The organism is Streptomyces dryopteridis (genome assembly GCF_049606955.1).
GTDB lineage: Bacteria > Actinomycetota > Actinomycetes > Streptomycetales > Streptomycetaceae > Streptomyces.
Genome location: NZ_CP187113.1, coordinates 1,915,145 through 1,934,355, shown reverse-complemented (window position 1 = coordinate 1,934,355; position 19,211 = coordinate 1,915,145). Strand labels below are relative to the sequence as shown.

The 19,211-nt window shown below is 72.1% G+C and carries 18 protein-coding genes; 9 read left to right on the top strand and 9 right to left on the bottom strand.

Annotated features, from left to right (window positions below):
- Nucleotides 1-27: 27 nt before the first annotated feature.
- Both fomD and ACN20G_RS07895 read right to left on the bottom strand, forming a co-directional pair.
- Entirely contained in the window at nucleotides 28-807 is a 780-nt protein-coding gene (fomD, locus tag ACN20G_RS07900) for a cytidylyl-2-hydroxypropylphosphonate hydrolase (RefSeq protein ID WP_424215420.1), read from the bottom strand.
- Between the two features lie 131 nt (nucleotides 808-938).
- The gene (locus tag ACN20G_RS07895; RefSeq protein ID WP_424212017.1) at nucleotides 939-2,339 is read right to left on the bottom strand and encodes a class II fumarate hydratase; all 1,401 of its coding nucleotides are present in this window, start codon (nucleotides 2,337-2,339) and stop codon (nucleotides 939-941) included.
- Between the two features lie 108 nt (nucleotides 2,340-2,447).
- Between ACN20G_RS07895 and ACN20G_RS07890 the strand changes: the two genes are divergently transcribed.
- A complete protein-coding gene (locus ACN20G_RS07890) occupies nucleotides 2,448-3,989 on the top strand; it encodes a ricin-type beta-trefoil lectin domain protein (protein WP_424212016.1) in 1,542 nt (513 codons plus the stop codon).
- 73 nt (nucleotides 3,990-4,062) lie between these two features.
- On the opposite strand, the gene ACN20G_RS07885 is transcribed toward ACN20G_RS07890, so the two are convergent.
- A complete protein-coding gene (locus ACN20G_RS07885) occupies nucleotides 4,063-5,727 on the bottom strand; it encodes a fumarate hydratase (protein ID WP_424212015.1) in 1,665 nt (554 codons plus the stop codon).
- Nucleotides 5,728-6,036: 309 nt separating this feature from the next.
- Between ACN20G_RS07885 and ACN20G_RS07880 the strand changes: the two genes are divergently transcribed.
- On the top strand, nucleotides 6,037-6,801 hold the full coding sequence (locus ACN20G_RS07880) for a DUF1707 SHOCT-like domain-containing protein (protein ID WP_424212014.1): 765 nt from the start codon (nucleotides 6,037-6,039) through the stop codon (nucleotides 6,799-6,801).
- 161 nt (nucleotides 6,802-6,962) lie between these two features.
- Entirely contained in the window at nucleotides 6,963-7,334 is a 372-nt protein-coding gene (locus ACN20G_RS07875) for a WhiB family transcriptional regulator (RefSeq protein ID WP_424212013.1), read from the top strand.
- A gap of 131 nt (nucleotides 7,335-7,465) precedes the next feature.
- Here the strand turns inward: ACN20G_RS07875 and glpX are convergent, their stop codons facing one another.
- The gene (gene glpX, locus ACN20G_RS07870; protein WP_424212012.1) at nucleotides 7,466-8,500 is read right to left on the bottom strand and encodes a class II fructose-bisphosphatase; all 1,035 of its coding nucleotides are present in this window, start codon (nucleotides 8,498-8,500) and stop codon (nucleotides 7,466-7,468) included.
- Between the two features lie 214 nt (nucleotides 8,501-8,714).
- On the opposite strand from glpX, the gene ACN20G_RS07865 reads away from it, so the two are divergent.
- Nucleotides 8,715-9,233 carry a DUF4245 domain-containing protein gene (locus ACN20G_RS07865; RefSeq protein WP_424215419.1) on the top strand — a complete coding sequence of 173 codons (519 nt, stop codon included), beginning with the start codon at nucleotides 8,715-8,717 and terminating at the stop codon, nucleotides 9,231-9,233.
- Between the two features lie 124 nt (nucleotides 9,234-9,357).
- Here ACN20G_RS07865 and ACN20G_RS07860 read toward each other — a convergent pair whose 3' ends face one another.
- The 4 genes from ACN20G_RS07860 to ACN20G_RS07845 all read right to left on the bottom strand — a co-directional run bounded on the left by ACN20G_RS07860 (nucleotide 9,358) and on the right by ACN20G_RS07845 (nucleotide 13,167).
- Entirely contained in the window at nucleotides 9,358-9,948 is a 591-nt protein-coding gene (locus ACN20G_RS07860; protein WP_424212011.1) for a malonic semialdehyde reductase, read from the bottom strand.
- Nucleotides 9,949-10,091: 143 nt separating this feature from the next.
- On the bottom strand, nucleotides 10,092-10,373 hold the full coding sequence (locus ACN20G_RS07855; protein WP_424212010.1) for an exodeoxyribonuclease VII small subunit: 282 nt from the start codon (nucleotides 10,371-10,373) through the stop codon (nucleotides 10,092-10,094).
- An 84-nt stretch (nucleotides 10,374-10,457) separates the two neighbouring features.
- A complete protein-coding gene (gene xseA / locus ACN20G_RS07850) occupies nucleotides 10,458-11,693 on the bottom strand; it encodes an exodeoxyribonuclease VII large subunit (RefSeq protein WP_424212009.1) in 1,236 nt (411 codons plus the stop codon).
- Between the two features lie 67 nt (nucleotides 11,694-11,760).
- Nucleotides 11,761-13,167 carry an APC family permease gene (locus ACN20G_RS07845; RefSeq protein ID WP_424212008.1) on the bottom strand — a complete coding sequence of 469 codons (1,407 nt, stop codon included), beginning with the start codon at nucleotides 13,165-13,167 and terminating at the stop codon, nucleotides 11,761-11,763.
- A 96-nt stretch (nucleotides 13,168-13,263) separates the two neighbouring features.
- Between ACN20G_RS07845 and ACN20G_RS07840 the strand changes: the two genes are divergently transcribed.
- Together ACN20G_RS07840 and ppgK are read left to right on the top strand one after the other, a co-directional pair.
- Entirely contained in the window at nucleotides 13,264-14,256 is a 993-nt protein-coding gene (locus ACN20G_RS07840; RefSeq protein WP_424212007.1) for a 4-hydroxy-3-methylbut-2-enyl diphosphate reductase, read from the top strand.
- Nucleotides 14,257-14,326: 70 nt separating this feature from the next.
- The gene (ppgK, locus tag ACN20G_RS07835) at nucleotides 14,327-15,088 is read left to right on the top strand and encodes a polyphosphate--glucose phosphotransferase (protein WP_424212006.1); all 762 of its coding nucleotides are present in this window, start codon (nucleotides 14,327-14,329) and stop codon (nucleotides 15,086-15,088) included.
- A 66-nt stretch (nucleotides 15,089-15,154) separates the two neighbouring features.
- Here the strand turns inward: ppgK and ACN20G_RS07830 are convergent, their stop codons facing one another.
- Complete coding sequence (locus ACN20G_RS07830) at nucleotides 15,155-15,730, bottom strand: DUF6542 domain-containing protein (RefSeq protein ID WP_424212005.1); 576 nt, start codon at nucleotides 15,728-15,730, stop codon at nucleotides 15,155-15,157.
- Nucleotides 15,731-15,863: 133 nt separating this feature from the next.
- Here ACN20G_RS07830 and ychF point away from each other — a divergent pair, with 133 nt between their 5' ends.
- The 3 genes from ychF (at nucleotide 15,864) to ACN20G_RS07815 (ending at nucleotide 19,173) form a co-directional block, all read left to right on the top strand.
- Nucleotides 15,864-16,952, top strand: a complete 1,089-nt coding sequence (ychF, locus tag ACN20G_RS07825; RefSeq protein WP_424212004.1) for a redox-regulated ATPase YchF — start codon at nucleotides 15,864-15,866, stop codon at nucleotides 16,950-16,952.
- A 123-nt stretch (nucleotides 16,953-17,075) separates the two neighbouring features.
- Nucleotides 17,076-18,407, top strand: a complete 1,332-nt coding sequence (locus ACN20G_RS07820) for a DNA cytosine methyltransferase (RefSeq protein ID WP_424212003.1) — start codon at nucleotides 17,076-17,078, stop codon at nucleotides 18,405-18,407.
- Entirely contained in the window at nucleotides 18,397-19,173 is a 777-nt protein-coding gene (locus ACN20G_RS07815; protein WP_424212002.1) for a very short patch repair endonuclease, read from the top strand. The genes ACN20G_RS07820 and ACN20G_RS07815 overlap by 11 nt, the downstream gene beginning before the upstream one ends.
- The last annotated feature ends 38 nt before the right edge of the window (nucleotides 19,174-19,211 follow it).

Sequence of the window (19,211 nt, the reverse complement as noted above, 5' to 3'; positions counted from 1 at the left end):
CCGGCCTCCGGGGGCGCATCAAGAGTCTCATGGCGTCATGTGCGCGGGGGTACGGTCCCAGTCGGTCGGCAGGATCGGCACGGTCCAGGCCGGATCGGGCCGCCAGTCCTCCCAGCCGTCGTCGAACGGCGGGCCCCAGGCTTCGATCACGGAGACGGCGGCCAGGCCCGCGCGGCGGACCCGGTCGGCCTGTTCGGCGTCGATCAGGCCGACCCGCTGGGCCTGCTCGAACTCGTCCTCGTCCCGCCAGGACCAACTGCGGTCGGGGTCGACGACGATGTCGAGGAAGTGGTCCACGGAGTCGACCCCGCCGCTCCAGCGGCGCAGCGGGTCCTCCAGGTTGACGTACCAGTTCTTGAACCGGCCGGCGTGGTCGCGGAAGAGCCAGACCGACCAGGGGTCACCGGGGCGGGCCAGCTTGAGCACGCCCTCGCCGAACCAGCGGCTGCGGGTGGTGGTGCGCGGGGCGGTGTAGCGGGTGGCCAGCGGCTCGTCGTGCACCGAGGTGCCGTCGAGGAGGATCGGCTTGACGCACTCGGTGCCCGGCGCCATCCAGACCGCGAGGAGTTCGGGCGTGTCCCGCACGACGGTGACGGGACGGCAGATGTGCACCGGGGCCGGGGAGCCGGGTCCGGCGGGGGTGTGGTCGCGGTAGCGCCACAGGATCGCCGTGCCGGGGGCCCAGCGCGCCGTCAGGGGCTCCGGTGCGCCGTGGGGGCCGGGCACGCCGGCGGGCCGGGTCCGCTCGGACCCGGGGGCCGGGGTCGGGCCCCGGCCGTCTGCTGAGCCGCCCCCGCGGCCTGCCATCGCTGCCATGGATCAGATGGTAGGGCCCGGTTCCGGCGCCGGGCCGTGGTGCGGGTCACGGGTGCGACACGGGACCCCGGACGGACGTGTTCGGCCGAAAACCATCGCCCGCCCGGGGTGGGTGCGCGGGCTCAGGGGTGGGTCATGCGCAGCACGTCCAGGGCCCGGTCCAGCTGTTCGACGGTCAGTTCGCCGCGCTCCAGGTATCCGCCGTCCTCGACCACCTGCCGGATGGTGCGGCGCTCGGCCAGGGACCGCTTGGCGATCCGGGCGGCCTCCTCGTAACCGAGCAGCGGGGCCAGCGGGGTGACCACGGAGGGGGAGGACTCGGCGTACTCGCGGGCCCGTTCCACGTTGGCGGTGATGCCGTGGACCGTGCGGTCGGCGAGCAGCCGGCTCGCGTGGGACAGCAGCCGGATCGACTCCAGCAGGTTGCGGGCCATCACCGGCAGCATCACGTTCAGTTCGAAGTTCCCGGAGGCGCCGGCGACGGTGACGGTGGTGTCGTTGCCGATCACCTGGGCCGCGACCATGGCCACGGCCTCGGGGATCACCGGATTGACCTTGCCGGGCATGATGGAGGACCCCGGCTGGAGATCGGGAAGATTGATTTCGGCCAATCCGGTGCGCGGTCCGCTGGACATCCAGCGCAGATCGTTCACGATCTTCGTGAGCGAGACGGCGATCACGCGCAGCGCGCCGGAGGTCTCGACCAGCGCGTCCCGGGCGCCCTGGGCCTCGAAGTGGTCGCGGGCCTCGGTCAGCGGCAGTCCGGTGGCGGCGGCGACCTCGGCGATGACGGCGGCGGAGAACCCGGGCGGGGTGTTGATGCCGGTGCCCACGGCGGTGCCGCCGAGCGGGAGTTCCAGCAGGCGGGGCAGGGCGGACCGGAGTCGTTCCACCCCGTACCGGACCTGGGCCGCGTAGCCGCCGAACTCCTGGCCGAGGGTTACGGGGGTGGCGTCCATGAGGTGGGTGCGGCCCGCCTTGACCACCTCGGCGAACTCGGCGGACTTGGCGGCCAGGGCCTCGGCGAGGTGGTCGAGGGCGGGGATCAGCTCGCCCGTGATCCCCTCGCCCGCCGCGATGTGGATGGCGGAGGGGAACACGTCGTTGCTGGACTGCGAGGCGTTGACGTGGTCGTTGGGGTGCACGGGGGAGCCGAGGCGCTCGCTCGCGAGGGTGGCGATCACCTCGTTGGCGTTCATGTTGGAGGAGGTGCCCGAGCCGGTCTGGAACACGTCCACGGGGAACTCGGCGTCCCAGTCCCCGGCGACGACCTCCTCGGCGGCGGCCCGGATCGCGCGGGCCGTCTCGGGGTCCAGCACCCCAAGCCGGGAGTTGACCTCGGCGGCGGCGGCCTTGATCCGGGCCAGGGCGGCGATGTGGGCGCGTTCCAGGGGGCGGCCGGAGACGGGGAAGTTCTCCACGGCGCGCTGGGTCTGGGCCCGCCACTTGGCGTGGGCGGGCACCCGCACCTCACCCATCGAGTCGTGCTCGACGCGGAAGGCGGGGCTCTGTCGGTCGGTCATCGGGGGTCCTCCGGAAAAAGATGAGCGAATGTCTTGTTGCAGCCGTTCCCAACTCCCCTACCCGCCAGTAAATACCGTGGGTAACACCTATCTCGGGGAGGTACTTCCATGGCACGCCCCCACCAAGCCTGGCTCAGATCCGCCGGCGCGGGCCTCACCGCCCTCGCCGCCGCCCTCGGCACCACCTGGGCCCTCACCCTTCCGGCCCAGGCGACCCCGGCCCCCGCCCCCACCGCCGCGTCCCGCACCGTCGTGCCCCTCTCGCCCGAACTGGAGGCGATCCGCGCCGCCGAGGCCACCCGGATCTACGGCGACCCCGCGATCCGACCCCTCGACCAGCGCAAGACCGGCCTGATCTCCCTCGGCGACAGCGAGATCTCCGGCGAGGGCGTCGGGGTCTACGACCCCGCGACCAACACCCCGACCAACCAGTGCCACCGCTCTCCGGACAGCGCGATCCACCGCACCGGCATTCCCGCCGACCTCACCTTCAACGTGGCCTGCTCCGGCGCCTACACCGGCAACATCCGGATCGGCGGCACCAAGCAGTACGCCGACGAGCTGGTCCAGAGCGACAACCTCGCCGTCAAGGCCCGCAACAGCCGGATCAAGATGGTGCTCCTCGTCGCCGGCGCCAACGACGACCTCCAGTTCGGCCCCGTCATGACCGACTGCGTCACCCGCTGGCTGCTCTCCCAGGGCACCTGCGAACCGAAGTACGCGGGCGGCTGGCAGGCCCGCGTGGACGCCCTGCGGCCCAAGGTCGAGGCCACCGTCGCCGACCTGAGGACCGTGATGCGCGACGCCGGCTACGCCGACGGCGACTACAAGCTCGTGGTCATGGGCTACCCCAGCCCCATCGGCCCCGACTTCGGCGACAACCCGAACTTCCCCGGCAAGCTCCCCGGCGGCTGCGCCGGCTACGACTCCGACGCCGCCTGGGGCCGCAACACCGCCGTCCCCGCCTTCGAGAAGGGCATGCGGGCCGCCGCCCGCGACTCCGGCGCCGTCTACCTCGACAACTCCCGGCTCTTCCACGGCCACGAGGTCTGCTCCGAGGACACCTGGGCCCGCGGCCTCTTCCTCGACCTCGACGACCACTTCCCCTGGGACGAGAACACCGTCCGGCAGTCCTTCCACCCCAACCAGCGCGGCCACGCCGCGTTCGCCTCCTGCCTGACCCGGCTCTACTCCTCCGGCCTCACCGAGGCGTCCTGCGCCGACCCGGCGAGCACCGGCACCCCCGTGCTCACCCCCGGCGCCTGGGACGACCGCTTCGCCCCGCTGCGCAACGAGCCGACCGGCACCTGCCTCGACGCCGACGGCGGCGCCAGCGCGAACAACACCAAGGTCATCGGCTGGGACTGCCACGGCGGCCGCAACCAGGGCTGGTGGTACGACGACACCACCCGCTCCGTCCGCGTCGAACTCAGCCACGACCGCTGCCTCGACGTGCCCGGCGCCAAGTACACCGCCGGCGCCGGCCTGATCCTGTGGAACTGCCACGGCGGCGCCAACCAGAGCTTCGTGCGGGACGGCGCCACCCTGCGCCCGGCCGCCGCCGCGGGCCTGTGCCTGACCCTGGCCGGCCCGAAGGCCCAACTCACCCTCCAGAACTGCACGGGAGCGGCGAACCAGCGCTTCGCGTAGCGGCGCCGGGGAACGACCCGGCCCCGGCCGCCCCTCGGGAGGGAGGGGCGACCGGGGCCGGGGTGCGCGCGGATCAGGCCAGGCCGGGGCCGCGGACCGGGATGTGCGTGAAGGTGGGCTCCGGGGCGGGGGCGCGGAAGAAGTCGTTGCCCTTGTCGTCCACGACCACGAACGCGGGGAAGTCCTCGACCTCGATCCGCCAGACCGCCTCCATGCCGAGCTCCTCGTACTCGACGACCTCGACCTTCTTGATGCAGTCCTGCGCGAGCCGGGCGGCGGGGCCGCCGATCGAGCCGAGGTAGAACCCGCCGTGCTCGGCGCACGCGTCGGTGACCTGCTGGGAGCGGTTGCCCTTGGCCAGCATCACCTTGGAGCCGCCGGCGGCCTGGAACTGCGCCACGTAGGAGTCCATCCGGCCGGCGGTGGTGGGGCCGAAGGAGCCGGAGGCGTAGCCCTCGGGGGTCTTGGCGGGGCCGGCGTAGTAGACCGGGTGGTCCTTGAGGTACTGCGGCATCTCCTCGCCCGCGTCCAGCCGTTCCTTGATCTTGGCGTGCGCGATGTCGCGGGCGACGACGAGCGGGCCGGTCAGGGACAGGCGGGTCTTGACGGGCTGGGCGGAGAGGGTCGCGAGGATCTCGTCCATGGGCCGGTTCAGGTCCACGCGGACCACGTCGCCCTCGTCGAGGTGGGTGTCCTCGGTCTCGGGCAGGAAGCGGGCCGGGTCGCGCTCCAGCTCCTCCAGGAACACGCCCTCGGCGGTGATCTTGGCGACGGCCTGGCGGTCGGCCGAGCAGGACACGGCGATGGCCACGGGCAGCGAGGCGCCGTGCCGGGGCAGCCGCACCACGCGCACGTCGTGGCAGAAGTACTTGCCGCCGAACTGGGCGCCGATGCCGATCTTCTGGGTCAGCTCGAAGACCTGCTGCTCCAGGGCCTCGTCGCGGAAGCCGTGGCCGAGCGGGGAGCCCTCGCGCGGCAGCTCGTCCAGGTAGTGCGCGGAGGCGTACTTGGCGGTCTTCAGGGCGTGCTCGGCGGAGGTGCCGCCGACCACGATGGCCAGGTGGTACGGCGGGCAGGCCGCGGTGCCCAGGGAGCGGATCTTCTCCTCCAGGAACTTCATCATGGACGCCTCGTTGAGGACGGCTTTGGTCTCCTGGTAGAGGAAGGACTTGTTGGCGGAGCCGCCGCCCTTGGCCATGAACAGGAACTTGTACGCGCCGCCGTCGGTCGCGTACAGCTCGATCTGGGCCGGGAGGTTGGAGCCGGTGTTCCGCTCCTCCCACATGGTCAGCGGGGCCATCTGCGAGTAGCGCAGGTTCAGCCGGGTGTAGGCGTCGAAGATGCCGCGCGAGAGGGCCTCCTCGTCGCCGCCGGAGGTCAGCACGTTCTGGCCGCGCTTGCCCATGACGATGGCGGTGCCGGTGTCCTGGCACATGGGGAGCACGCCGGCGGCGGCGATGTTCGCGTTCTTCAGCAGGTCCAGCGCGACGAACTTGTCGTTGGAGGACGCCTCGGGGTCGTCGATGATCCGGCGCAGCTGCGCGAGGTGGGCCGGGCGCAGGAAGTGCTGGATGTCGTGGATCGCCTCCTCGGCCAGCTTGCGCAGGGCCTCGGGCTCGACCTTGAGGAAGGTGCGCCCGTCCGCCTCGAAGGTGGAGACGCCCTCGGAGGTCACCAGCCGGTAGGGCGTGGTGTCCTCGCCCAAGGGCAGCAGGTCGGTGTACGCAAACTCTGGCATGACGGCGGCCATTCCTCACTCGGCGGTCGAACGCTGACGTCCCTTTGGCAGCGCGTTCACCAGGTTAGGACCTCGGTTCGGCGGTCCGTCTGTGAGGTAAGGCTCACCGGGAGCGGATCTTGGTGTGATCCGACGAGGCTTTCCGGTCGAGGTGGCGCGGATCGCACGGTTTCGGGCGGTTCGGGCGGTGGGGGAGCGGGCGTGCGCGCCCGCGCACGGGTCCGGGCGCGGGGTGCGCGCGGCCGGATCCGAGCGGTTTCCGGGCCCGAGGGCTATCGCGATCTATCGCGTCTCGCCTATGCTGGCCCCGTGGATCTCCAGAAGCAGCCCGAGCCCGCCGCCCGGCCCACCGCCGCTCCCGAGCCCCCGGCCGCCCCCGAGGCGCCCGAGGCGCCCGCGGCCCCCGTCGCCCCCGTGCCCCTCGACGGGATCCGCGCCTCCGACGCCGACCGCGACCGGATCGCCGTCGTGCTCTCCGAGGCCGTGGCCGAGGGCCGGCTCAGCCCCGAGGAGCACGCCGAACGCCTCGACGCGCTGTACGCCGTGAAGACCGTCGACGGGCTCGCCCCGCTCGTCGCCGACCTGCCCGCGGGCCGCCCGTCCGCCGCGCCCGCCGCCCCCCTGCCGCCGCTGGCGCCCGCCGCGCCCTACGGGGCCACCGCCGAGACCGTGCTCGCCGTGTGCAGCAGCGTCGCCCGGCGCGGGCACTGGCGCCCCGGCCCGCACACCCGGGCCGTCTCGGTCCTCGGGGACATCACCCTGGACCTCACCGAGGCCGTGTTCGAGCAGCAGCTCACCGAGATCAGCGTCACGGCCGTGCTCGGCAACGTGGAGATCCTGGTGCCCGAGAACGTGACCCTGCGCGGCTTCGGCAGCGGGGTGCTCGGCAACTTCGAGGTGCTGGGCGCCGAACGGCAGGCGGAGGACCCGCAGGCCCCGCTCGTGGTCGTGCGCGGGTTCGCGCTGCTCGGCAACATCGAGGCCCGGCCCAAGCGCGGTTCGCGCCTCGTGGACCTCGCCCGCGCCCTGCGCAAGGAGGTCTCGGGCAAGGGGACCGGCGGCCCGAAGGTCTGAATGCGTGGGGCGGACGGGGCCCGTGGGGCGGGACTCGGCCGGCGGCGGGCCGGGTTTCGGACGAAGTGCCCGGCGGCGCCACGCAGTGCATAAGGGCGTGCACAGCGGGTAGGGACAGGTGCATCGTGTCTCGCTCGCGTCCCCGTCGTCAGGAGTAGACCGTGCAGCATCCGCCGCATCAGGCCCTGCGGACAGCCCCCGTCACCTCCGTGCCCCAACCACGGGTCCCGGCGCGCGACGAGGACGGGCCATGGCACGCCGAGGCCGTGTGCCGCAGGGACGAGGCGGGGCTGTTCTTCGCCCCCTCCAAGGAGCCCACCGCCGCCCGCCTCTCGCGCGAGGAGGCCGCCAAGCGGGTCTGCGCCCGCTGCCCCGTGATGGTCGCCTGCCGGGAGCACGCGCTGCTCCAGCCCGAGCCCTACGGGGTCTGGGGCGGGCTCACGGCCGCCGAACGGCGCGTGGTGCTGGCGCGGATGCGCCGGCGCGCGACCGAGCTGGGCCTGGGCCAGGACCCGATCCCGGCGGCCGGCTGAGCCCGACCCGGGGGGCCCGCTCCCCGAGACCTCCGCGGAGACCTCCGCGCGCACACCCGTGAGGGGCGTTTCCCGGCCGCACACCCGGAAACGCCCCTCAGGTCGTCGTACCGCCCGTACCGCCGCGCCGACTACAGCTGGGCGCGGTCGAAGTCGATGGCGCTGTAGGCGCGCAGCTTCGAGAGCCGGTGGGTGGAGTCGATCTTGCGGATGGTGCCGGACTTGGAGCGCATCACCAGCGAGGAGGTGGTGGCCGCCTCGGAGCGGTAGTGGACCCCGCGCAGGAGCTCGCCGTCGGTGATGCCGGTGGCGACGAAGAAGACGTTGTCGCCGGTGACGAGGTCGGTGGTGGTCAGGACCCGGTCGAGGTCGTGGCCGGCGTCGAGGGCCTTCTGGCGTTCGGCCTCGTCCTTGGGCCACAGCTTGCCCTGGATGACGCCGCCGAGGCACTTGATGGCGCAGGCCGAGATGATGCCCTCGGGGGTGCCGCCGATGCCCATCAGCAGGTCGACGCCGGTGTCGTCGCGGGCGGCCATGATCGAGCCGGCCACGTCGCCGTCGGAGATGAACTTGATCCGGGCGCCGGTCTCGCGGATCTCCTTGACCATGGCCTCGTGCCGGGGACGGTCGAGGATGACGACGGTGACGTCCTCCACGGCCATCCGCTTGGCCTTGGCGACGCGGCGGATGTTGACCGAGGCGGGGGCGTTGATGTCGACGTAGTCGGCGGCCTCGGGGCCGGTGACGAGCTTGTCCATGTAGAAGACCGCGGAGGGGTCGAACATGGTGCCGCGGTCGGCGGCGGCCAGGACGGCGATGGCGTTGGGCATGCCCTTGGCGTTCAGGGTGGTGCCGTCGATGGGGTCGACGGCGATGTCGACCTCGGCGCCGGTGCCGTCGCCGACCCGTTCGCCGTTGAAGAGCATGGGCGCTTCGTCCTTCTCGCCCTCGCCGATGACGACGACGCCGTTCATCGAGACGGTGGAGATCAGGGTCCGCATGGCGTTGACGGCGGCGCCGTCCGCGCCGATCTTGTCGCCGCGACCGACCCAGCGGCCGGCGGCCAGCGCGGCCGCCTCGGTGACCCGGACGAGCTCCAGGGCGAGGTTGCGGTCGGGGGCCTCCGGAGAGACTTCGAGTTGGGGCGGCAGGTTGTGCTCGGTCATCGGAGCGCACCTTTCTGTACGGCGACGGCCGGGATCGAGGGTGAGGGAACTCTATCGGTACGTCGACAATATGAGCAGAGGGGGTCACGTATGAGCGGCATATCGGACAGCTCCTCCCGCTCGACCACCCACGCCCGACACCCCTGTCTACCCCGAGGGGGCCCCTGCGGGTGATCGCCGACCGCCATGCGGGACGATATGGGGCGTGGCAGGTATGAAAGGCAAGCAGACGATCTGGGACATGGTCCGGTCGCTGGCGGTCATCGGCGTCGTGGTCGCCGCGATCTACGTGTTCGTCCCGCACGACGAGAAGGCCGACCCGACCGTGGTCGTGGACTACCGCGTCGAGACCCTCACGGCCCGCCGGGCGGCCCCGTACCCGGTGGCGGCCCCGGTCGGCCTGGCCGACACCTGGCGGGCGACCTCCGTGACGTACACGCGGAAGGAGGCCAACGCCTGGCACCTGGGCTTCCTCGACCCGAAGGAGCGGTACGTGGCGGTGGAGCAGTCCAGCGACACCTCCGCCACGTACCTCGACAAGGTCACGCAGGGCGCGAAGGCCACCGGCACCGAGCGGAAGGCCGGCGGGGTGTCCTGGGAGCAGTGGGACGGCGAGAAGTACGACGCGCTCGTGCGCCGCGAGGGCGGGCACGTGACCGTGGTGACCGGCACCGCCGACCACGACGGGCTGGCCGCGATGGCCGACGCGCTGGAGTTCAAGAAGGGCGCCTGAGCGGCGCGCCGTGCCCGCGCGTCGGCGCGCCCGAGCGGCGTCGCACGGCACGCGAAGAGGCCGCCCACCCCCGGTCGGGGTGGGCGGCCTCTTCGCGTGTGCGCGGGCGCCCCGGGGCGTCGGCTCAGACGGTGGTGATGACCTGCTCGGCGGTCAGGCGCGGGGAGCGCGGGAACCAGGCGTCCTCGCCCGGCTTGCCGATGTTGACGATCATCAGCGGGGTGTGGTCGGCGTCCAGGAACTCCTTCTGGATGCCGGCGAAGTCGGCGCCGGTCATCGGGCCGGCGGCCAGGCCGGCGGCGCGCACGCCGACGATGAAGTAGGCGGCCTGGAGGGCGGCGTTCAGCAGGGCGGACTGCTCGCGGACCGGGCGCTCGGCGAAGAACATGTCCTTGGCCTGCGGGAAGTGGGGGAGCAGGGCCGGCAGCTCGTCGTGGAACTCGTTGTCGGCGGAGAGGATCGCGACCAGCGGGGCGGCGGCGGTCTTGGCCTGGTTGCCCTCGGCGAGGTGCTTCACGAGGCGCTCGCGGGCCTCGGGGGAGCGGACCAGGGTGATGCGCAGCGGGCTCTGGTTGAACGCGGTGGGACCGAACTTCACCAGGTCGTAGATCGCCTGGACCTGCTCCTCGGTCACCGGCTCGTCGGTGAACGAGTTGGCGGTGCGGGCCTCGCGGAACAGCAGGTCCTGGGCGGCGGCGTCGAGAACGAGGGACATCGGTGAAGCCTTCTTCCATGCGGTGAAGAGTGAAGCGATGGCCAGAACGCTACGCCGGAGTTAGGTGAAGTTTCAACTAAATCCGGTTTCCCGTGGCCCGAATCACATCCCGCGCCGCCGCCGACCCGCCCGCGCACCCCGCCTCAGCCGCGGTCGGTCGCGCCCTCGCCCCCGTGCTCCGCCGCCTCCCGCGCCGCCAACGCCGAATCCAGCCGCGCCCGCGCGCCCTCCAGCCAACGCCGACAGATCTCGGCCAATTCCTCGCCCCGCTCCCACAAGGCCATCGACTCCTCCAACGAGGTGCCGCCCACCTCCAGCCGACGCACCACGTCCACCAACTCGTCCCGCGCCTGCTCGTACCCGAGCGTGCCCGAGCCCTCCCCGACCGCCGTCGCGTCCGAAGCCTTCTCCGTCACCTTCGCCACCTCGTCACCCTCGTCACCTGGTCACCCTGGACACCCTGGTCATCGTCACTCGTCACGCCTCACCGCGTCCGCCCGCCCGCGCCCTCAGGCCCCACCGCCCGGCACCGGCTCCGGACCCGTCACCGCGACCCGGAACGCGCCCTCGGCCACCCGCACCCGCAGCTCGTCCCCCGCGTCCACCTCCTCCGCCGCCCGCACCACGTGCCCGTCCGCCCGCCGCAGCACCGCGTACCCGCGCTCCAACGTCGCCGCCGGCGACAGGGCCACCACCCGCGCCCGGATGTGCTCGACCTCCGAATCCGCCCGGTCCAACAGATGTCCCACGGTCCGCCGGGCCCGCCCGAGCAGCGCCTCGACCTCCTCCTCGCGCGCCTCCACCATCCGCTGCGGACGCGCGAACACCGGCCGGCCCACCGCGTGCGCCAGCCCCCGCTCCTCCCGGTCCAACAACGCCGTCACCGCCCGCCGCGCCCGGTCCCGGGCCGCCCGCACCCGGTCCATCTCCTCGCCCACGTCCGGCACCACCTTCTTCGCCGCGTCCGTCGGCGTCGACGCCCGCAGGTCCGCGACCAGGTCCAACAACGGGGAGTCCGGCTCGTGCCCGATCGCCGACACCACCGGGGTGCCCGCCGCCGCCACCGCCCGCACCACCTCCTCGTCCGAGAACGGCAGCAGGTCCTCCACACTGCCCCCGCCCCGCGCCACGATGATCACGTCCACCTCGGGATGCGCGTCCAGCTCCCGGACCGCCGCCACCACCTGCGGCACCGCGTGCACCCCCTGCACCGCCACGTTGCGCACCTCGAACCGCACCGCCGGCCACCGCCGCCGCGCGTTCTCCAACACGTCCCGCTCCGCCGCCGAGGCCCGCCCCACCACCAGCCCCACCAGATGCGGCAGGAAGGGCAACGGACGCTTGCGCTCCGCGCCGAACAGACCCTCCTGCGCCAACGAGCGCTTCAGCCGCTCCAACCGGGCCAACAACTCCCCGATCCCCACCGGCCGGATCTCGCTCGCCCGCAACGACAACTGCCCGCGCGGCGCGTACCACTCCGGCTTGGCCAGCACCACCACCCGGGCGCCCTCCGTCACCACGTCCGCGACCTCGTCGAAGACCTGCCGGAAACAGGTCACCGCGATCGACACGTCCTGCGCCGGATCCCGCAGGGTCAGGAACACCACCCCCGCGCCCGGCCGCCGCGACAACTGGGTGATCTGCCCCTCCACCCACACCTGCCCCAGCCGATCGATCCAGCCCCCGATGAGCCGGGACACCCGCCCCACGGGCAGCGGTGCCTCGGCCGACGTGTTCAGACTCATGGGCCGAGGCTAACGGCCCGCACGGACAACCGACACGCCGCCGCCGACCCCGTGCCGCCCCGGACCCTCACGCCCGCGCCCCGGTCCGCCGGCCCCGCTGCGCCCACAACACCACCAGGCCCACCACCAGCCACACCGCCCCCACCACCTGCGCCGTCCACGCCGCCTCCACGATCACCGTCACCGTGATCGCCGCGCCCACCAGCGGCACCACCAGGTGCGCGAACCACCGCACCGGCCCCGCCGCCCGCCGCCGCACCACGAACCAGCCGATCACCGACGCGTGCAACAACGTGAACGCCACCAGCGCCCCCACGTCCACCAGCGACACCAGATGGTCCAGGCCGTCGTCCCGCGAGGCCGCCCACACCGCCGCCACCAGGGTCACCGTCGCCGCCACCGACAGGGCCACCCGCGGCGTGCCGTCCGAGGTCCGCGCGAGCACCCCCGGCAGCCGCCGCTCCCGCGCCATCGCGAACACCAGCCGCCCCGCCGCCGCCTGCCCCGCCAACGCCGCGAACGCCGCCCCGATCGCCTTCGACACCGCCACCAGATCGTGCAGCCACGGACCCACCGCCGAGTCCACCGTGTCGTAGAACGCCGACCCCTGCCGAGCCGGCTCCGCCGCCAGCTCCGCCGCCGTCACCGGCGACAACAACGCCGCCAGATACGTCTGCGCCACGAACAACACCCCCGACAACGCCAGGCAGAACAACACCGCCCGCGCCACCTTCGCGCTGCCCCCCGTCACCTCCTCCGCGAACGAGGCGATCGCGTCGAAGCCCAGGTACGACAGCACCGCCACCGAGACCGCGCCCAGCACCGCCGCCACCGAGAACGCCGTCGAACCGTCCCCGACCAGCGGCGACCACCAGTCCCGGTGCGCCCCGTCGCGCACCAGCACCGTCACCGCCGACACCAGGAACACCAGCAGCACCGCGATCTCCAGCGCCAGCACCGCGAAGCCCACCCGGGCCGCGGCCCGCACCCCCCACAGGTTCAGCAGGGTCGTGATCACGACGGCCAGCGCCGTCCACACCCACCGCGAGACCTCCGGGACCAGCGCGTTCATCGCGATCCCGCAGAACAGGTAGGCCACCGCCGGGATCAGCAGGTAGTCGAGCATCGCCATCCAGCCCGCGATCAGCCCCGGCCCCTCGCCCAGCCCCTTGCGGGCGTACGCGAACACCGACCCGGCCTGCGGCGCCACCCGCACCATCTGCGCGTAGGACCAGGCCGTGAAGCCCATCGCCACCGTGGCCACGAGGTACACGAGGGCGACCGCGCCGTGCGAGCGCGCGTCGAGACTGCCGAACACGCCCACCGGGGCCATCGGGGCGATGAACAACAATCCGTAGACCACCAGGTCGCGGAAGCCCAGGGAGCGGCGCAGCCGACCGCCCTCGGGCGCGCTCGCGGGCCCGTCGGGGGAGGGCGGGGGCTCGGGCGGGGCGGGGGGCGGGACGGACGCCATCCATCCTCCGTGTGATGGTAGGAACGGGTTTTCGATCACATTTGATCAAGTGTGTGCCGAACGGGCGACCCCGGGCCTCCCGGGTGCCCCCGTACGATGGACGGCATGACCGCCACCACTTCCCGCCGTGTCCTGCTCGCCGCTCCGCGCGGTTACTGCGCGGGCGTCGACCGTGCCGTGATCGCCGTCGAGAAGGCGCTCGAACAGTACGGGGCGCCGATCTACGTGCGGCACGAGATCGTCCACAACAAGTACGTGGTGCGGACCCTGGAGCGGAAGGGCGCGATCTTCGTCGAGCGGACCGAGGAGGTCCCGCCCGGCAGCATCGTGATGTTCTCCGCGCACGGGGTCGCCCCCACCGTGCACGAGGAGGCCAAGCGAGGCCGGCTGGCGACCATCGACGCCACCTGCCCCCTGGTCACCAAGGTGCACAAGGAGGCCATCCGCTACGCGAACGAGGACTTCGACATCCTCCTCATCGGCCACGAGGGCCACGAGGAGGTCATCGGCACCTCCGGCGAGGCCCCCGAGCACATCCAGCTCGTGGACGGCCCGGCCGACGTGGCCAAGATCGAGGTCCGCGACGAGTCCAAGGTCGTCTGGCTCTCCCAGACCACCCTCTCCGTGGACGAGACGATGGAGACGGTCGACGCGCTGAAGGAGAAGTTCCCGCTGCTCGTCTCGCCGCCCAGCGACGACATCTGCTACGCCACCTCCAACCGGCAGACCGCCGTCAAGACGATGAGCGGCGACGCCGACCTCGTCATCGTCGTCGGCTCAAAGAACTCCTCCAACTCCATCCGCCTGGTCGAGGTCGCCCTCGACGCCGGCGCGAAGGCCGCGCACCTGGTCGACTTCGCGAGCGAGATCGACGAGGCGTGGCTGGAGGGCGTCAGCACCGTGGGCCTGACCTCCGGGGCCTCCGTGCCCGAGGTCCTGGTCGAGGAGGTCCTGGCCTGGCTCGCCGAGCGCGACTACGTCGACGTGGAGATCGTCAAGACGGCCGAGGAGTCGATCACCTTCTCGCTGCCCAAGGAACTCCGCCGCGACCTGCGCGAGGAGGCCGCCGGGCTCGTCGCCGGCGAGTGACCGCCGCGACGCCCCGGAACGTCCGGTACGCCGGGTAGTCGACCGGCGCCGGATTTCATACGGTGTGTCCATGGAGCTGACGCAGATCATGGGCGTGGACATCGGTGGATCCGGCATCAAGGGCGCCCCGGTCGACCTCGCCCGGGGCGACCTCGCCACCGAACGCCACAAGGTCCTCACCCCCCAACCGGCCACCCCCGACCGGGTGGTGGAGAGCGTGGCCGAGGTGGTCCGCCACTTCGAGTGGACCGGCCCCGTCGGGATCACCTTCCCCGGCGTGGTCGTGGACGGAGTCACCCGCACCGCCGCCAACGTCGACAAGGGCTGGGTCGACCTCGACGCGGCCAAGGCCCTCTCCGAGGCCCTCGACGGCCGGCACGTCACCGTCCTCAACGACGCCGACGCCGCCGGTATCGCCGAGATGGCCCACGGGGCGGGCCGGGCCCGACACCTCGGCACGGTCGTCGTCCTCACCCTCGGCACCGGCATCGGCAGCGCCGTCTTCACCGAGGGCCGGCTGGTCCCGAACACCGAACTCGGCCACCTCGAACTGCGCGGCCACGACGCCGAGACCCGCGCCTCCGTCAAGGCCAAGGAGGACGGGGACCTGAGCTGGGAACGCTGGGCCAAGCGGCTCTCGCGCTACCTGGCCCACGTGGAGATGCTCTTCTCGCCCGACCTGTTCGTCCTCGGCGGCGGGGTGAGCCGCAAGGCGGACCGGTTCCTGCCCCTGATCGAGGGGGTCCGGGCCGAGATCGTCCCGGCGGAACTGCGCAACAACGCCGGCATCGTCGGCGCGGCGATGGCCGCCGGGGACCGCCTCAAGGGCTGACGGCGCGGGCGGTGTCGGTGGTGCGGGTGGTGCGGGCGTTCCGGGGCGGGCTCGGGCGCGGTCGGTTCAGGCGGCGGCGCCGGCCCGCCGGCTCGGCCGGCGCCGGTTGCTCAGCACGGCCCGCCGGGCCACGGTGATCAGCGCGGCGATCAGCGTCCCCGCGTACAACCAGCCCGCGTGCAGGGACAGCGCCGTCACCACCCCCATCACCTGCCCGCCGATCCCGCCCGAGCCGCCGGCGATGGGCCAGGTGCCCACGGCGAACGCGATCGGGGCCGAGATGGGCGCCGTGATCAGGTCCGCGGGCCGGATCCACAGCGCGAGGGCCGCCGCGACCGGCAGGAACAGCAGCCCGTAGGCGAACAACGAGGAATCGAACAACAGCCAGGCGATCCCGGCGACCAGCAGCATCGCCGCGCAGCCGAACAGCCCGCCCCCGAGCCCCGTCAACCGGGGCCGGGGGAACCGCCGCGACCCCCGGGTCAGGGCGCGGGCGCCGTTCGCGCGGGGCGCGCGGGTCGGCCGTCGGGGCACGGCGGCGGCGGGCCGGCCGCCGGCCTGCACGGGCAGCGCGGCGGCCGACCGGTCGCGCGGGCGGGGTCGCGGTGGGTGATGGGGTGAACGCGTCGTGTAGTGCTCCACGGGATCACGCTAGGGTGCCGCGGGCCGGATCGGGCTCCGGACACGCGTACAAGCGTGTGCGCTCATCGGAAAGTAAACTGTGCGATGGTCCGCACCCGGACCGCCGCCCCTCCAGCTACGGGAAGTCGCCAACGTGTCGCTCACGATCGGAATCGTCGGCCTGCCGAATGTCGGCAAGTCGACCCTGTTCAACGCCCTGACCAAGAACGACGTGCTGGCGGCCAACTACCCGTTCGCCACCATCGAGCCCAACGTGGGTGTCGTCGGAGTCCCCGACCCCCGCCTCGAGGTGCTGGCCGGCATCTTCGGCTCGCAGAAGATCCTCCCGGCGACCGTCGACTTCGTCGACATCGCGGGCATCGTCCGCGGCGCCTCCGAGGGCGAGGGCCTGGGCAACAAGTTCCTCGCGAACATCCGCGAGTCGGACGCCATCTGCCAGGTCATCCGCGCGTTCAAGGACGAGAACGTGGTCCACGTGGACGGCAAGGTCTCGCCCAAGGACGACATCGAGACCATCAACACCGAGCTGATCCTCGCCGACCTCCAGTCCGTCGAGAAGGCGATCCCCCGCCTGACGAAGGAGGCCCGCCTCCAGAAGGACAAGGTCGCCGTCCTGGCCGCCGTCGAAGCCGCCAAGATCATCCTGGAGGAGGGCCGCACCCTCTTCTCCGCCGGCGTCAGCAAGGGCACGGAGCAGGGCGACCTCCTCCACGAACTGCACCTGCTCACCACCAAGCCCTTCCTCTACGTCTTCAACGTGGACGAGGACGAGCTCACCGACGACGCCTTCAAGGCCGAGCAGTCCGCCCTGGTCGCCCCCGCCGAGGCCATCTTCCTCAACGCGAAGCTGGAGGCGGACCTCGCCGAGCTCGACGACGCGGAGGCCCTCGAACTCCTCCAGTCCGTCGGCCAGGAGGAGCCGGGCCTGGCAACCCTCGGCCGCGTCGGCTTCGACACCCTGGGCCTGCAGACCTACCTGACGGCCGGCCCCAAGGAGACCCGCGCCTGGACCATCAAGAAGGGCGCGACGGCCCCGGAGGCGGCGGGCGTCATCCACACCGACTTCCAGCGCGGCTTCATCAAGGCGGAGGTCATCGGCTTCGACGACCTGGTCGCCTGCGGCTCGGTCACGGAAGCCCGAGCCAAGGGCAAGGCCCGCATGGAGGGCAAGGACTACGTCATGCGAGACGGCGACGTGGTCGAATTCCGCTTCAACGTCTGAGTCGTGTCTCCCGGTCCCGGTGGTCTCCTCGATCGCCGGGGCCGGCCCATTTCGCCGCGGGGTATTGGTGTCACACCTCCGCGGTATGGTTTCAGGTCGCTGAGCGGCTAGGAGAGTGGACAGATGAAGCGGACCTCGGTGGAGCTCTTCGCGGGGGGTGGCGGGCTGGTCCAGGCCAGTACCAAGGCCGGCTTTCGGCACCTCCTGCTGAACGAGTTCGCCCCCAGGGCCTGCGAGACCCTGGAGGCCAATGGGTTCGAGGGCTTCGCGGAGGGTGTGGGTTCCGACGTCCTCGAGAAGTGGCTCGACGGGCTCGACGAGCGTCGCGGGGCGGGTTCCGGCGGCGCCGACCGGGGGCCGGGGGCCCCCTTGGTCAAGGGGGATGTCCGAGCCCTGGACATGCGGTTCCTGGCGGAGCGCGACGTCGATCTACTGGCGGGCGGGCCTCCGTGCCAACCGTTCAGCCTCGGAGGCGTGGCCAAGGGCGACGAGGACGCGCGCAACATGTTCCCCGAGATGTTCAGGGCCGTGCGCGAGATCCGTCCGAAGGCCGTGATCTGCGAGAACGTGCGAGGTCTGGTCCGTCCTTCCTTCGTTTCCTACTTCGAGTACATCGAGCGGGAACTCGGCCTGCCCTTCGTGGAACGGCGCGAGGGCGCGACGTGGCGTGAGCACGACGCGGTGCTGCGGGAGCGCCATGACGCCCGCGACGCCGATCCCGCGCGGTCGTACGAGGTCAGGCGGTTCCAGGTGAACGCCGCCGAGTACGGCGTTCCGCAGGTGCGTAACCGGGTGATCCTCGTGGCGTTCCGGAAGGACCTGGGAGTCGACTACGACGCCTTCGAACGGGACGCCGCCCCCACCCACTCTCAGGACGCGCTGACCCGAGCTCTCCTCACCGGCGCGTACTGGGATGACCATACGAAGGTTCCGGGCCATGTTCGGGACCGAGTGGCCGCTCGTTTCGCCGATCAGCTGCCCCTGGAGGACGGTGACCCGCTCCCTCGCTGGCTGACCCTGCGCGACGCGCTCGCGGGTCTTCCCGAGATCGACCGGGACCTCCTGGACAAGCGGACCGAGCAGGGTGGGATCGCCGACCACGTGGGTTGGCCAGGGGCCCGTATCTACGACGGGCACACGCCCAACGAACTCGACAAGCCGGCCAAGACGGTGAAGGCGGGCGTCCACGGTGTGCCGGGCGGCGAGTCCGTGATGCTGCTCGACGAGTTGAACTCCGATGGGACGGCGTACGAGCACCGTTACATGACCGTGCGGGAGACGGCTCGTGTCATGACCTTCGATGACGACTGGAAGCTGGCGGGGCCTCGAGGCGAACGCATGCGCCAGTTGGGCAACGCCGTGCCCGTGCTACTCGGGAAGGCCTTCGCCAAGGCCGTCTCCAAGGCGCTCGACGACGCGGAGAGGCGGAGCCGGAAGGACGTTCGTGACCGGTGAGGAGCGGCTCGGGGGAGCGGCCTGGAACCGGAACCCTCCGCCCGATCGGGCGTGGCGAGGTCGGGAGGGCCGCGGCCGGAAGGCCGTCGCGGCGGAGCAGGACAAGGCGGCCGGGGGGCGTGAGCGGCGCTACGTCGCGCTGGACGAGGAGCGGTACGCCCTCGCCTCCGTCACGCTGAAGGTCTTTCCCAGGACCCGCCGGATCCGGGCGTACCTTCGTTGGTCCGACGACGGGCGCTCGCCCTCGCGCTACATCGGCGAGGTGGACGGCCCGACCCGGTCCCGGAACCTGGCCGCCGCGTGGGAGATCGCCAGGGAGCGGGGGATGCTCGGCGAGCGACCGTTGCCCGAGGGGTCGTGGGCGAGCTCCGCCGCCACCCGCGCCGTGATGCGCGGGAATCGTGGCCGGGACACTGGTCCGGAGCGACTGATCAGATCCCTGTTGTTCCGAGAGGGGCTTCGCTACAGAGTGTCGGCGCGACCGGTCCCGGGATTGCGGAGGACCGCGGACATCGTGTTCACCAGGGCCCGGGTGGCGGTGTTCGTGGACGGATGTTTTTGGCACGGGTGCCCGGAACATTTCCGTCCGGCGACCAAGAACGTCGATTTCTGGACGACGAAGATCGACACGAACAAGGCCAGGGACCGGGAGACGGGACGCGTCCTGGTCGAGGAAGGCTGGAAGGTCGTTCGAATCTGGGAGCACGAGTCCCCGGAAGCGGCGGCCGCGCGGGTCATCGCGGAAGTGCGCGCGAGCCAACGGTGAACGGCCGCGGAATGGTCTGCTCCGAGCCGTGATCGCGC

Bases quoted from the DNA above. Each gene is read 5' to 3' on its own strand.
- fomD (WP_424215420.1), bottom strand. From the start codon at position 807: ATGGCAGGCCGCGGGGGCGGCTCAGCAGACGGCCGGGGCCCGACCCCG.
- ACN20G_RS07895 (WP_424212017.1), bottom strand. From the start codon at position 2,339: ATGACCGACCGACAGAGCCCCGCCTTCCGCGTCGAGCACGACTCGATG.
- ACN20G_RS07890 (WP_424212016.1), top strand. From the start codon at position 2,448: ATGGCACGCCCCCACCAAGCCTGGCTCAGATCCGCCGGCGCGGGCCTC.
- ACN20G_RS07885 (WP_424212015.1), bottom strand. From the start codon at position 5,727: ATGCCAGAGTTTGCGTACACCGACCTGCTGCCCTTGGGCGAGGACACC.
- glpX (WP_424212012.1), bottom strand. From the start codon at position 8,500: ATGACCGAGCACAACCTGCCGCCCCAACTCGAAGTCTCTCCGGAGGCC.
- ACN20G_RS07865 (WP_424215419.1), top strand. From the start codon at position 8,715: ATGAAAGGCAAGCAGACGATCTGGGACATGGTCCGGTCGCTGGCGGTC.
- ACN20G_RS07860 (WP_424212011.1), bottom strand. From the start codon at position 9,948: ATGTCCCTCGTTCTCGACGCCGCCGCCCAGGACCTGCTGTTCCGCGAG.
- xseA (WP_424212009.1), bottom strand. From the start codon at position 11,693: ATGAGTCTGAACACGTCGGCCGAGGCACCGCTGCCCGTGGGGCGGGTG.
- ACN20G_RS07845 (WP_424212008.1), bottom strand. From the start codon at position 13,167: ATGGCGTCCGTCCCGCCCCCCGCCCCGCCCGAGCCCCCGCCCTCCCCC.
- ACN20G_RS07840 (WP_424212007.1), top strand. From the start codon at position 13,264: ATGGACGGCATGACCGCCACCACTTCCCGCCGTGTCCTGCTCGCCGCT.
- ppgK (WP_424212006.1), top strand. From the start codon at position 14,327: ATGGAGCTGACGCAGATCATGGGCGTGGACATCGGTGGATCCGGCATC.
- ACN20G_RS07820 (WP_424212003.1), top strand. From the start codon at position 17,076: ATGAAGCGGACCTCGGTGGAGCTCTTCGCGGGGGGTGGCGGGCTGGTC.